We start from the raw sequence: 12487 nt of genomic DNA, 5'->3' as shown, positions 1-12487 counted from the left end.
CTGTCGGGCTTCTCAGGGAGCACTCAGGTAGCTCTCATGGTCGGGCGACAAGCTCAGTTCCATGACCGAGAGCTTCCACCGCAGTGGCGAGTACCAGAACCCTTACGAGGGTCAGCAGCAGGCCCCGGTGAACCCCGAGTGGCCGCCCCCGCCGGCGCACGCCCCGGCTCCCGCTCCGCACGCTCCGAAGAAGCGCCGCCGTGGCCCGGTCGCCCTGCTCGCCGCCGTGGCGATCGTCGCCGCGGCGATAGGCGGCGGCACCGCCTACGGCATCCAGGAGCTGACCGGCAACGACACCGTCACCTCCAGCTCCACCAGCACCAACGTGGTCCCGTCCAGCCAGAAGGGCACGGTCTCCGGGGTCGCCAAGGCGGTCAGCCCGAGCATCGTCGAGATCAGCGCCGACTCCAACGCCGGTTCCTCCACCGGCTCCGGCGTGATCATCACCAGTGACGGCGAGATCATCACCAACAACCACGTCGTCGCCGGCGCCTCGCAGATCAAGGTGACGACCAACGACGGCAAGTCCTACACCGCCAAGGTCGTCGGCACCGACAGCAAGAAGGACCTGGCCCTGATCAAGCTGGAGAACGCCTCCGGCCTGAAGGCCGCGACACTCGGCGACTCGACCGGGGTGGGCGTCGGCGACCAGGTCGTCGCGATCGGCTCCCCCGAAGGCCTGACCGGCACCGTCACCAGCGGCATCATCTCCGCCCTCGACCGGGACGTCACCGTCTCCACCGACGAGAGCCAGGGCCAGGAACAGGGCCAGGGCCAGGGCCAGCAGGGCGGCGAGTGGCCGTTCGAGTTCGGCGGCCGGGAGTTCAACGGCGACACCGGCTCGGACACCACCACGTACAAGGCGCTCCAGACCGACGCGTCCCTCAACCCGGGCAACTCCGGCGGCGCGCTGATCGACATGAACGGCAACATCATCGGGATCAACTCCGCGATGTACTCGGCGGCGGGCGCGTCCTCCTCCGCGGCCGCGGGCAGCGTCGGCCTGGGCTTCGCGATACCGATCAACACCGTCAAGGCCGACCTCGCCACGCTGCGGGCCGGTTCCACCGAATAAGTTCCCGAGGAGTACGGCGATGATCCAGCAGATCGCGCACACGGAGTCCGGCGGCGATCCGGCCGGGGTCGGGCTGGCCCTGGCGGTGGCGTACGCACTGCACGCGCCGACTGCGGCGGCGCGTGCGCCCGAGGTGGCGGCCAAGGCGGCCCGTCGGGCGGGACGGGCAGCCGCCCGACGCCGCACCGCACGGGCCTGACGCCCGGTGCTCGTGCGAGTCTGAGAGCGTCAGACAGCCCCCGCCCGCCCTTCACACCCGAGGACCCCGAGCCCATGAGCCCCGCAGACGGCGACCGTGACCCCCAGCGCATCCTGATCGTCGACGACGAGCCGGCGGTACGCGAAGCACTTCAGCGCAGTCTCGCCTTCGAGGGGTACGGGACCGAGGTCGCCGTCGACGGCGCGGACGCGCTGGTGAAGGCCGAGGCGTACCGGCCCGACCTGGTCGTCCTCGACATCCAGATGCCCCGCATGGACGGCCTGACCGCCGCGCGCCGCATCCGCGCCACCGGCGACACGACGCCCATCCTGATGCTCACGGCCCGCGACACCGTCGGCGACCGGGTCACGGGCCTCGACGCGGGCGCCGACGACTACCTGGTCAAGCCCTTCGAACTGGACGAACTCTTCGCCCGCATCCGCGCCCTGCTGCGCCGCAGTTCCTACGCGGCGGCCGTGGGCGCGGGCGACCCGGCCGACGAGGACGCCCTGACCTTCGCCGACCTGCGCATGGACCTCGCCACGCGCGAGGTCACCCGGGCCGGCCGCCAGGTGGAGCTGACCCGCACGGAGTTCACGCTCCTGGAGATGTTCATGGCCCACCCGCGCCAGGTCCTCACGCGGGAGCAGATCCTCAAGGCCGTCTGGGGCTTCGACTTCGAGCCGTCGTCGAACTCCCTCGACGTCTACGTCATGTACCTGCGCCGCAAGACCGAGGCGGGCGGCGAACCCCGCCTCGTCCACACGGTGCGCGGCGTCGGATACGTACTGCGGCCGGGCGGCGCGGAGTGAACAAGGTCGTACGCCGCTTCCGCTCCCTGCCGATCCGGTCCCGACTGGCGCTGCTGGTGGCGGCGGCGGTGGCGTTCGCGGTGGCGGCGGTGTCGGTGACGTGCTGGTTCATCGTGCAGGGGAAGTTGTACGCCCAGGTGGACGAAGACCTGAAGTCGTCGTTCCGCACGATTCAGGCGGACGAGTTCGACGCGCTGACGAAGACGTGCCCCCAGAACCCTTCCAACACGCTCGGGGGAGCGCCGCGCCCGCAGACCTACGCGCAGGTGGTCAGGTCGGACGGCAAGGTCTGCCGCTTCAGCAGCCTCATGCCCCAGGTGAAGATCACGAGCGGCGACGAGGACGTGGCCAAGAATCCCGACCCAGAGGTTGCCAAGCTGCGCAATGGCACCGACAGCGAGGGCAATTCGGTACGCGTGATGACCACGGCCGTGTTCGTCAAGAACGGCCCGTTCCAGCAGGGCGTGGCCGCAGACTACGCGCTGGTCATCGCGGTCCCCCTCAAGGGAACGGAGTCCACGCTCAACGAACTGGCGCTGATCCTGCTGCTGGTCTCGGGCGTAGGGGTGTTCGGCGCGGGGGCGGCAGGCCTCACGGTCGCGAGGGCGGGCCTGCGCCCGGTCGACAAACTCACCGAGGCTGTCGAGCACGTGGCCCGCACGGAGGACCTGGACATCCGCATCCCGGTGGACGAAGACAGCGACGACGAGGTGGCCCGCCTCTCCCGCTCCTTCAACTCGATGACATCGGCCCTGGCCAGCTCCCGAGAACTCCAACAACAGCTGATCGCGGACGCGGGCCACGAGCTACGCACCCCCCTCACGTCACTCCGCACCAACATCGAACTCCTCACCCGCAGCGAGGAAACGGGCCGCCCCATCCCCGAGGCAGACCGCAAGGCACTCCTCGCCTCAGTGAAGGCCCAGATGACGGAACTGGCCGCACTCATCGGCGACCTCCAGGAACTCTCCCGCCCGGACACGGGCCAGCACTCGGGCCGTACCCAGATCGTCGCCTGGCACGACACGGTCGAGTCGGCGCTACGGCGAGCGCGACTACGCGGCCGTGAACTGACGATCACGGCGGACGTCCAGCCCTGGTTCGTCCGAGCGGAACCCTCCTCCCTGGAACGGGCGGTGGTCAACATCCTTGACAACGCCGTGAAGTTCAGCCCGGAGGCCGGAACGGTCGAGGTACGGCTGGTGGCCGGCGTGCTGTCGGTCCGCGACCACGGCCCGGGCATCCCCGCCGACGAACTCCCCCACGTCTTCGACCGCTTCTGGCGCTCCCCGAGCGCACGAGCACTGCCGGGATCAGGCCTGGGCCTGTCGATCGTGGCCCGCACGGTCCAACAGGCGGGCGGCGAGGTAACGCTGTCCCACGCGGAAGGGGGAGGCACGGTGGCGACGGTACGACTCCCCGGGGCGTCGGTACCTCCACCAGAGGATCTGCCTCTTCCCTGAGGTCGGGGCCGCCCGCTTCTTGCCAGTGTCGTGCTTCCACGAGCCGAGTAAAGGGCGCTCCGCGTCGCCTCCGGCGATGGCCCTCCGGGCCACCCTTGACTCACCTCGCTCCAGCACGGGAGAGAAGCGAGCGAACGGCCCGGAAAGGCGGGTGGCCAGGGCAGATGCCCCCTTAAGTCGGCTGGCCAGCCGCTCGGCGACGGGGGCGCATCGGGCGAGTGGCGGCACGCCGGGCGGGCTCAGCGACTTTCGGTGGTGTGAGGTGGTGGCGAGAACCGAGCCCGGGCCACTAGCAGGTGCAGTCCCCTCTTCAGCTGGCCACTCGGCGCGGGCATCGCAAGCAAGTGGAGCACCTGCGCCACCACTGTCCCTGCTGACCTGGCTCAACCACTTCCCAGCAGGCCAAGACGCTCCACTCACTGCCCCAAGCCCCTCCCAGCGCCCACCCACCCACTCACCGATCGCCGCTAAGCCCACCCGGCGTCCATGCGAGGCGCGACCGCGCACGTCAACGCCGGTCAGCGAAGCAACGGGCCGAAGATCGCAGACGCCGCTTGGCCACCCGCCTTTCCGGGCCGCTCGCTCGCTTCTCTCCCGTGCTGGAACGGCCTGGGTCAAGGGTGACCCGAAGGGTCATCGCCGAAGGCGACGCGAAGCGCCCTTGATGCAGGCCGTGGAAGCACGACACTGCAAAGAAGCGGGCGGCCCCGACAGTTACTTGGTGACGTGCGCGAGGAACAACGCCCAGGGGCTCGCGCCGAACACGAGAACCGGGCTGTAGGGCAGCTTGCTGTCTCGGACCGGGACTACGCCAGGGCAGCTGCCGGCGACCTCGAGGCAGTTGTTGGCTCCCCCGTCGCAGTAGGACGACTTACGCCACACCGCGGTACGGAGGTCGAAGGCGGGCTTCATACCTGTTCCCTCCTTTCGGCAGCCAGGCTGTAGAGGTTGACGAGCACGTCCGGCGTCCTCTCGAACTCTTCGTCGCTGATGTCGCCGCCGATCACCTCACGGGCAGCTTTCCGCTCTGCCGCTACGCGTTCGGCGATCTGCGCCGCAGTCCGCTGCTGAGAAGCCAACTGCTCGACGAGTTGCCCCACAGTCAGGCCCCTTTCCTGGGCAACCTGAGCGAGAGGGTCTCGGGCTCGTCGGGGCACCTTGATGGTCACGCGCTCTGCCATGGCCCCACCATGGCCGGGCCCCAACCCCATCCAGGCCGTTTGCCTTCCGAGTCACCCAGAGATGTGCGCCGAGTTGTCGTCCTTGACGCCGACCAGGAACGACTCCCAGCAAGTCGCGCCGAACACGAGTATCGGGCTGTGGGGGAGCTTGCTGTCACGGACGGGGACCATGCCAGGACTGTTGTCCGCGACCTCGACACAGTTCGTCTGTCCCCCGTCGCTGTAGGACGACTTACGCCATACAGCGATGCTGAGGTCGAGGGTGGGCTTCATACCTGTGCTCCCCTCAGCGGCGGGCTGTCGTTCTTGACGCTGACGAGGAACAACGCCCAGGGGCTCGCGCCGAACACCAGTACCGGGCTGTGGGGGAGCTTGCTGTCAAGGACAGGGACTACACCAAGGCAGTTGTCAGCGACCTCAAGGCAGTTGTTGTCGCCGCCGTCGCTGTGGCTCGACTTACGCCAAGCAGGCTTCACGATCTGTGCTCCGCGCCCTTGACCTGCGAAAGGAACGACGCCCAGGGGCTCGCGCCGAACACCAGTATCGGGCTGTGCGGCAGCTTGCTGTCACGAACAGGGACTATGCCGGGGTAGTTGTCGGCGATCTCGACACAGTTGTTGGCTCCCCCGTCGCTGTAGCTCGACTTGCGCCAGGTGGGCTTCATGATCTGTGCTCCTCCAGTACGTCCCGGATGAACGTCAGCGAGTCCGACGGGGACAGCGCCAGATCCCGCAGCAGATCGTAGGACAAACGGTGGCGCAGGACAGCTCCCGGATCATCCGTCAATAGACCGCTGCTGTCTCCTTCTGTTTAGGCTGCGGCGCTTCCGTCCTCCTGCCAGAGCACGGTCAGAGACCCCTTACCCATGAGGGGATGTACCCCAGCGGAGAAGGGCAGTACCTGCACGGCGACGTTGGGCCACTGGGCCACGTCCTCGATGTGCAGCAACTGGCCTGTCCAGATCTCCGCGTTGGCTGAGGGCCGACGGAATGCGGGCTCGTCGATGATGAATCGGGCACTGGGCGCTGGGTTCTTGCGCAGCAGGAGCTGCCGCCCAAGCGCGCGGCCACCTGTTCTTCGACGTCATCGCTGTTGTCTGCCGTTGCCTGGGGCCCAGACAACACCTCACGGGCGAAGTCCTCTGTCTGCAGCAGTCCAGGCACGTCCGGCGTGTACACGCGCAGGATCCGAGCTGTCGCTTCCAGCTCCATGTACCTCTTGTACTTGTTCTTGAAGGCGTCGAGCTGCGCCATCCTCCATAGGGTCACTAGCAGGTCAGCGCACCCGTAGTAGCTGTCCAGGTCCTCCATGACCGCCCGCTTGGAGAGCCGTTCTCCCTTCTCCAAGCGGCTCAGGTAGCTCTTGTCATACCCGGTCTCGTCGGCCACCTGCCCCAGCGACTTGCCCTCCTTCTCCCGCAAGAACTTCAGTGTCCTGCCAAGAACTCCCCGCCCCGACTCCCGCTCCCCGTCAACCACTTCGCCCACGTCACCCCTCACCGTTGCCTGGAGCGCCAGGCAACACCTGGCCCCTTCCGCAGCGTACGCATGGGCCGTAATCATCAGGGCACGAACGGTAATCACCGCTCGTCAAACCCCTGAGTGCTGCCTGGAAGGGTCACACCGCCATGCGCTTACGCCTGCGTCTCGCCGAACTCTGCGAGTCCCTACTCCTCACCCTCGTACGACTCCTCCTCCCCACCCAAGGCCGCCACCGAGCCACCCCCAGGCAACGGCCACTCCCCCATCCCCCTCCACGCCCCCTCACCCCGGAGCCCCTCGTCATGGACACCCCGCTGGTGCGCCCGTACCTCCACGACCTGGAGATCTACGCATGAGGCTGCTCCCCTGGACCGGCGACGACGGCAAGCCCTGTTATCTCTCCACCGACAATCCCCACAGCCGGCTCTCGCAGCTCGCGGACGATGTTGAGGCGGCCCAGCTCGGCTCTGCCGAAGAGGTGCTCGCGGGTGCCAGGGCCGTCCTTGCCGATCCGAAGGCCGGTGAGCGGGCTGTTCGTTTCGCGCTCAGCAGGGCGGTCGAGTCGCTGGGGGACGTGCTGCGCATCGCGGGCAAGCACAGCGCGTAGCACGTAGCGTGCGGCAACCTTTCCGCCCGTGGCGGCGACCCACCCCGGACCATCCCCCCGCACGGAACGGACCCGCCGATGAGTGAGCAGCCGCGCAGCAACCCCCCGCTCCACCCCGGGCCGCGGCACCGGCGCCGCAGAAGCCACAAGGCGCTGGCCGTCACGGTGCCCCTGGCTCTGACCGCCGCCGGTGCCCTCGCGTACGGCAATGACCTCGGTGTGCTCGGTGGCAGCGGCCGGGAGGCCTCCGCCGCCGCCCCGGCCTGGGCGACGGCCACCGCCGACGGGTTCGCCTCCGTCAACTCGCTCGGGCAGAACGGGACGTACGGCGGGCGGGACGGCAAGACCGTCACCGTGAAGACGCAGGCGGAGCTGGAGAAGTACGCGACCGCCGCCGAGCCGTACGTGATCGTCGTCGCCGGGACCATCGCCATGAACCCGGTCGGCAAAGAGATCAAGGTGCAGTCCGACAAGACCATCGTGGGTCAGGGGACCTCCGGGCACATCGTCGGCGGCGGGTTCTTCCTCGGGTCAGGCGTGCACAACGTGATCATCCGGAACCTGACCATCCGGGACGCGTACCAGGGCGTGTGGAACGACAAGGACCACGACTTCGACGCCATCCAGATGGACGGCGCCCATCACGTCTGGATCGATCACAACGATCTGCGGCACATGGCCGACGGGCTGATCGACGTCCGCAAGGACTCGACGAACGTCACCGTCTCCTGGAACAAGCTGAGCGACAACAACAAGACCTTCGGCATCGGCTGGACCGAGAACGTCAAGACCGACATCACGATCCACCACAACTGGATCCGCGAGACCGAGCAGCGCAACCCCTCCACCGACAACGCCGCCCACGCCCACCTCTACAACAACTTCCTCGAGGACGCCGCCGGCACCGACATCAAGTCGTCGTACGGCAACTACTCGCGCGGCGCGACGAAGATGGTCCTGGAGAACTCCTACTTCCAGGGCATCAAGAACCCCGTCATCAAGGACAGCGGCGCCGCGATCGTGCAGCGCGGGAGTGTCTTCTCCGGGACCAGTGGGAGGAACGAGAGCGGCGGAAGCGCCTTCGATCCGAAGGTCTACTACCCGTACACCCTCGATCAGGCCTCCGACATCCCCGCCATCCTGCGGTCCGGGGTCGGGCCCCGTGCCTCCATCGGTACGACAGCCGCCGCCTCCACCAAGGCCGCCGCCGCGACCACCCTCACCGTCGCCGCCGACGGCAGCGGGCAGTACCGGACCGTGCAGGCCGCCGTGAACGCCGTACCGGCGAACAATCCCGCCCGGGTCGTCATCGCCGTCAAGCCGGGGACGTACCGGGAACTCGTGAAGGTGCCGGCCAACAAGCCGCACGTCACCATCCAGGGCACCGGCGGCAGCCGCAAGGACACGACGATCGTCTACAACAACGCGGCCGGTACGCCCAAGCCGGGCGGCGGTACGTACGGCACCGGCGGGAGCGCCACCGTCGCCGTCGAGGCCGATGACTTCCAGGCGCGGAACCTGACCATCTCCAACGACTTCGACGAGAAGGCCAACCAGAGCCTCAGCGGGCATCAGGCCGTCGCCCTGCGGACCGCCGCCGACAAGGTGTTCCTGGACGGGATCATCGTCGACGGCGACCAGGACACACTGCTGCTCGACACCGCAGCCAAGGACAAGCTCGGGCGGGTCTACGTCAGCAACTCCTACGTCACCGGCAACGTCGACTTCATCTTCGGGCGGGCCACGGCCGTCGTCGACAAGTCCGTCATCACGCTGAAGAAGCGCTGGGACGGGACCTCGGCCGGTTACGTCACGGCTCCGAGCACGGCCGCCAACCGCAAGGGCATCCTGATCGCCAACTCCACGGTGAGCGGCGACGTCTCGAACGGCAGCTTCTTCCTCGGACGGCCCTGGCACGCGGGCGGTGACGCCTCGCTCGACCCGCAGACCACCGTCCGCAACACCAGCCTCAGTGCCGCCGTGAAGTCCACGCCGTGGACCGACATGAGCGGCTTCTCGTGGAAGGACGACCGGTTCGCCGAGTACAAGAACTCGGGTGCCGGGGCGGGCAACGCCAACAGCAACCGTCCTCACCTCACCGACGCGCAGGCCGCTGACCAGGAGGTCGCGGACTGGCTCTCGGGCTGGACGCCCTCGGCGTCCTGACGGCTCCCTTCCGGGCCCGGCTGACAAGCGGCGCCGGGCCCGGAAGGGTCACCATGCCCTGGGGGGGGTGGCCTACTGCTTCCAGGCGTGGTGCAGTCGGTCCAGGCCGCTCTGGTTGTTCACCTTCAGGCTGAGCTTCGTGCCCGTGCCCTGGAGTGTGGTGAGGGAGTACGTGTCGCCGTTGCGCAGGCCGGGCCAGTAGACCGAGCCGAGGCCCAGCTCCCGGATGGTGTCGGTCGCGGCCTGGATGTAGGCGATCTCGTTGGAGGTGCCGACCGGGCCGTTGTAGTCCAGGCCGGTGGTCATGGAGGCGCCGAACTCGTCGAGGATCGTGCGCGAGGCGCAGTCGCCGATGCGCTCCTTGAAGTCGGCCTTCCACTGGTCGACGCTGGTCCAGTCGGTGTGCCAGAAGCCGTAGTTGTGCAGGGCGAGGCGCGTGCCCTTGAGGCGCGGGTCGGCGCAGACCGGTTTGACGTCCTCGCTGTACTTGTAGCCGCCGATCAGGATCCGGTCGCGGGGTATGAAGCGGTGGGTGTTCACCCACTGCGCGGCGATGTCGGTCCACTCCTGGGCGGTGTAGCCGAACGGTTCGTTCATCGGCTCGAAGTACACCTTGGAGTTGAGGGCGTAGGAGGTGGTGATCCGCGCCCACATGCGGTCCCAGGAGGCCTGGTCGTCGATCTTGCCGTCCTTGGCGTTGTCGGCCTCCCAGTAGCCCAGGATGACCTTGAAGCCCTTGGCGGTGGCGGCGTCGATCGCGGCCCGGTACGACTTCCAGAACGGGCCGTTCACCGAGGTCGGGTTGACCGGGAGGCGGACGGTGTTGGCGCCGAGCTTGGAGAAGCCGGTGATGATCGCCTTCGACTTGGCGTACGTGGTGGCGTAGCTGTCGGTGGTGGACAGGCCCGAGGGCACGACCGCGTCGTCGGCGTAGTTGTCGCGCGGGTCGGCCCAGTTGACGCCCTTGAAGTCGCTGACCGGCGGCGGCGTGGCCGGGCGGTGGGCGGGTGAGGCGGCAGCGGGGGAGGCGAGCGCTCCGCCGAATGCCGTGACGCAGGCCAGCAGCGCCCCCACGCACGCTGTCCCGCGATGGTTCCTTTGAGACACGACATCCCCATTCTGAGCATGTGCGAAGACGAGCAGCCCACAGCAGGACCGCTCAGTGGAGCACGAAACTAGAAGGAGACTCGAACAGAGGTCAACACATCTGCACACAAAGTTTCACCCAGGGATCAGCGCCTGGGCTTTCTGAGGACTTCCCGCGGCCTCAGGAAGACCTCTCCCCGTCCGAAGACGACGAGGACATGTCCTCCAGGTTCTTGCGGGCCTTGTCCGAGAGCTGCTTCTTCCCGGCCAGCACCTCACGGTAGTACTGCGCGCCCTTCTCCTTGGCCATCGGGAAGTCCTCGTCGAACTCCTCGGCCTCGTGGTAGGGGTCGCCCTGCTTGGCCAGGGCACTGCGCATGGCCTTGCCGGCCCCCGGGAACCTGCGTTCCTCGGACTGCGTCATGATCCCGTAGAGCATGGTGGCGGCTCGCCGTTGCGTCGCGTCCATGCTGCCGAGGATCTCCTCGTCCAGTTCCGCGCCACTGCGCGCGGCCTGCGCCACCAGCGGCAGATGCTCGGCGTCGAGAGCCCGGACCAGCTCCTCGTAGGTGGTTCCGAGGCTCTCGCTCCCCGGGTGCTGGTGCTTCACGTTCGACGTGATGTAGGGACCGGCACCCCGCCCCTTGTTCACCGTGTAGGCGCCGAAGGGGCTCTCGGCCTGCCCGAGCGTGGGCGCCGCCTGACCGCGCTTCTCCGCCCGCGCGTTCGCCCTGCGCAACCGGCTCAGCCCGTCCATGGGCTTCTCCTCGGCCGGACCTTCGCCGTTGCCACCCTGGGGCATGCGCTGCACGGCCACGAACGCGGCGTTCCCGGCGGTGCGCTGGAGGGACATCGCCGCGTCCGGCGTCAACTGCCCGCCAGCCGCCAGTTGGGCCGCCTGAGAGCCGTCCTCATGAGGCTTGAGCAGGGGCCGGTGGGGGTGTCCGGCCCGCGCGTCCGCCTCGGATTCCGGCGACCTACCGTGCCTGTGCATCCGCATCATCCTCGTCTCGGTCCGGTACGCCCGGCCCAGTCTCCCGACGATCGCGGAGTGCGGACAGCGCCCGTGGGCCAGACTTCCGGGCACATTCCGCTGCGCGAAAGGCCCCCCGGCCCCGGCTCCGGCCCCGGCCCCGGCCTCTGAGTGGCTCAGCTGCCCACCGACAGCCCCGAGCCCGACAGCCGCACCTTGATGCCGTCCTTCTCCACCCGTACGTCCTCCAGCTTCACGTCCCCCTGCTCCGGCTTGGGCAGTTCGAACGCCAGGGCGAGGCGGTCGGCAAGGACCGGGCGGGTCAGGCCCGAGAGCTCGCCGAGGAGGTCGGGGTCGAGGCCGAGGCGCTTGAGGACGTCGGGGTTGTTCAGGGCGAGGTCGATGAGGTTGAGGCGTTCGGCCTGGCGGGCGAAGCGCGGGGAGCCGGTCAGCTCGGCGAGCTTGCCGTCGTCGGCCAGGGCGTCGTTCACGGTCGCCTCGGGGACGCCCATGCGCTTCACGATGGCGGGGACCGACAGCAGCGCCTTGGCCTTCTGGGTCTCCCGGGCCAGGTCGGCGGAGGCCTTGGGCGTCAGATGCAGCCCTTCCGAGGCGCGCTTGCCGGGGCGGTAGGTGGCGAGATCCCCGATGTCCAGGCGCATGCCGCCGATCTCCGTGGCGATGCCCCGCTCCCCCTGCCGCTGGATCCGGGCCTCGGCCCGCAGCTTCAGGTTGTGCCCGGCGACCGGCAGGGTGCCGCGCGCCCGCACGCGGTCCCGGCCCTCGCCGGTGAACGTCACCTGGGAGGCGCCGAGTTCGCGGTTGAGGTCCTCGAAGGACAGCATGACGTCGCCGTCGAACCGGGGGACGTCGGCGCCGCGCACGGAGGTCAGGCCGTCGGCGTTCAGCCGTACGTCATGGGCCGTTGCCGACACCTTGGCCAGCGAGACCCGGTCGGCGGCGACGTCCGGGACGGTCACCTTCACCGACTCCAGCCGCTTGTCGGCGAGCTGGGTGAGGAAGGGGAAGCCGCCGATCTCCACCTCGGGCGCGGCGGCCAGGTCGAGGCGGTCCTTGAGGGTGCCCGCGGCCTTGTGCTCGGCGTACAGCACCGCCCAGCGGTCACCGAGGGCGGCGAACGAGGCGAGAACGACCAGGCCCACCACCGCCTTCACCGCGAACGGCAGCCCGGCGAAACGATTCTTTTTTCGTCGGCCGCCGCGACGGTGATCGGGCGGCGACCACTCCGGCTCCTGCTCGTCACGCCGCTCCGCGTCCTCGCCGAGGAAGTCCTGCAGAGGGGTCGCCTCCAGAGGCCCGTCATCGAGGGCGCCGAGCTCGTCGTAAGGGTTGTGGGGCTGTTCGGAGCGGTCGTCGGGATGATGCGTGTCTATGCGGTGGGGGGTGCGCATCGTCTCATCCGACCATGCGCACCGCCCCACCC

15 protein-coding genes and 1 pseudogene are annotated in these 12487 nt (G+C 68.6%); 7 read left to right on the top strand and 9 right to left on the bottom strand.

Annotation, left to right across the window (positions count from 1 at the left end; genetic code table 11):
- The first annotated feature begins 61 nt into the window (after nucleotides 1-61).
- The 4 genes from NNW99_RS20365 to NNW99_RS20350 all read left to right on the top strand — a co-directional run bounded on the left by NNW99_RS20365 (nucleotide 62) and on the right by NNW99_RS20350 (nucleotide 3549).
- On the top strand, nucleotides 62-1075 hold the full coding sequence (locus NNW99_RS20365; RefSeq protein WP_215120562.1) for a S1C family serine protease: 1014 nt from the start codon (nucleotides 62-64) through the stop codon (nucleotides 1073-1075).
- A 19-nt stretch (nucleotides 1076-1094) separates the two neighbouring features.
- Nucleotides 1095-1274: a hypothetical protein gene (locus tag NNW99_RS20360; RefSeq protein WP_215120561.1), complete on the top strand. Its 180-nt coding sequence runs from the start codon at nucleotides 1095-1097 to the stop codon at nucleotides 1272-1274.
- 74 nt (nucleotides 1275-1348) lie between these two features.
- Nucleotides 1349-2086, top strand: coding sequence for a response regulator transcription factor (locus NNW99_RS20355; protein WP_215120560.1), 738 nt, complete (start codon nucleotides 1349-1351; stop codon nucleotides 2084-2086).
- Nucleotides 2083-3549 carry a cell wall metabolism sensor histidine kinase WalK gene (locus NNW99_RS20350; RefSeq protein WP_215120559.1) on the top strand — a complete coding sequence of 489 codons (1467 nt, stop codon included), beginning with the start codon at nucleotides 2083-2085 and terminating at the stop codon, nucleotides 3547-3549. The genes NNW99_RS20355 and NNW99_RS20350 overlap by 4 nt, the downstream gene beginning before the upstream one ends.
- A 714-nt stretch (nucleotides 3550-4263) precedes the next feature.
- On the opposite strand, the gene NNW99_RS20345 is transcribed toward NNW99_RS20350, so the two are convergent.
- The 6 genes and pseudogenes from NNW99_RS20345 to NNW99_RS20320 form a co-directional block, all read right to left on the bottom strand.
- Entirely contained in the window at nucleotides 4264-4461 is a 198-nt protein-coding gene (locus NNW99_RS20345; RefSeq protein ID WP_215120558.1) for a DUF397 domain-containing protein, read from the bottom strand.
- On the bottom strand, nucleotides 4458-4730 hold the full coding sequence (locus tag NNW99_RS20340) for a hypothetical protein (protein WP_215120557.1): 273 nt from the start codon (nucleotides 4728-4730) through the stop codon (nucleotides 4458-4460). Before NNW99_RS20340 ends, NNW99_RS20345 begins: the two co-directional genes overlap by 4 nt.
- 51 nt (nucleotides 4731-4781) lie before the next feature.
- Nucleotides 4782-5003, bottom strand: a complete 222-nt coding sequence (locus NNW99_RS20335) for a DUF397 domain-containing protein (RefSeq protein ID WP_215120556.1) — start codon at nucleotides 5001-5003, stop codon at nucleotides 4782-4784.
- Nucleotides 5000-5206, bottom strand: a complete 207-nt coding sequence (locus NNW99_RS20330; RefSeq protein WP_215120555.1) for a DUF397 domain-containing protein — start codon at nucleotides 5204-5206, stop codon at nucleotides 5000-5002. Before NNW99_RS20330 ends, NNW99_RS20335 begins: the two co-directional genes overlap by 4 nt.
- Nucleotides 5203-5394, bottom strand: coding sequence for a DUF397 domain-containing protein (locus NNW99_RS20325; protein WP_215120554.1), 192 nt, complete (start codon nucleotides 5392-5394; stop codon nucleotides 5203-5205). The genes NNW99_RS20330 and NNW99_RS20325 overlap by 4 nt, the downstream gene beginning before the upstream one ends.
- A pseudogene (locus NNW99_RS20320) lies at nucleotides 5391-6217 on the bottom strand (helix-turn-helix domain-containing protein). Before NNW99_RS20320 ends, NNW99_RS20325 begins: the two are co-directional and overlap by 4 nt.
- Nucleotides 6218-6357: 140 nt before the next feature.
- Here NNW99_RS20320 and NNW99_RS20315 point away from each other — a divergent pair.
- The 3 genes from NNW99_RS20315 (at nucleotide 6358) to NNW99_RS20305 (ending at nucleotide 8984) form a co-directional block, all read left to right on the top strand.
- Entirely contained in the window at nucleotides 6358-6567 is a 210-nt protein-coding gene (locus NNW99_RS20315; RefSeq protein ID WP_215120553.1) for a hypothetical protein, read from the top strand.
- On the top strand, nucleotides 6564-6818 hold the full coding sequence (locus tag NNW99_RS20310; RefSeq protein WP_215120552.1) for a hypothetical protein: 255 nt from the start codon (nucleotides 6564-6566) through the stop codon (nucleotides 6816-6818). The genes NNW99_RS20315 and NNW99_RS20310 overlap by 4 nt, the downstream gene beginning before the upstream one ends.
- Before the next feature lie 78 nt (nucleotides 6819-6896).
- Complete coding sequence (locus tag NNW99_RS20305; RefSeq protein WP_215120551.1) at nucleotides 6897-8984, top strand: pectinesterase family protein; 2088 nt, start codon at nucleotides 6897-6899, stop codon at nucleotides 8982-8984.
- A 72-nt stretch (nucleotides 8985-9056) separates the two neighbouring features.
- Here the strand turns inward: NNW99_RS20305 and NNW99_RS20300 are convergent, their stop codons facing one another.
- The 3 genes from NNW99_RS20300 to NNW99_RS20290 all read right to left on the bottom strand — a co-directional run bounded on the left by NNW99_RS20300 (nucleotide 9057) and on the right by NNW99_RS20290 (nucleotide 12455).
- The gene (locus tag NNW99_RS20300; RefSeq protein WP_215120550.1) at nucleotides 9057-10091 is read right to left on the bottom strand and encodes a glycoside hydrolase family 5 protein; all 1035 of its coding nucleotides are present in this window, start codon (nucleotides 10089-10091) and stop codon (nucleotides 9057-9059) included.
- Nucleotides 10092-10251: 160 nt separating this feature from the next.
- A complete protein-coding gene (locus NNW99_RS20295; RefSeq protein WP_215120549.1) occupies nucleotides 10252-11064 on the bottom strand; it encodes a hypothetical protein in 813 nt (270 codons plus the stop codon).
- A gap of 155 nt (nucleotides 11065-11219) precedes the next feature.
- Entirely contained in the window at nucleotides 11220-12455 is a 1236-nt protein-coding gene (locus NNW99_RS20290; RefSeq protein ID WP_215120548.1) for a DUF2993 domain-containing protein, read from the bottom strand.
- Nucleotides 12456-12487: the final 32 nt, after the last annotated feature.

This window comes from Streptomyces sp. CRCS-T-1, assembly GCF_024442335.1.
Taxonomy (GTDB): domain Bacteria; phylum Actinomycetota; class Actinomycetes; order Streptomycetales; family Streptomycetaceae; genus Streptomyces; species Streptomyces koelreuteriae.
The sequence above is the reverse complement of the archived record's forward strand: the minus strand, read 5'-3'. Positions and strand labels throughout refer to the sequence as shown.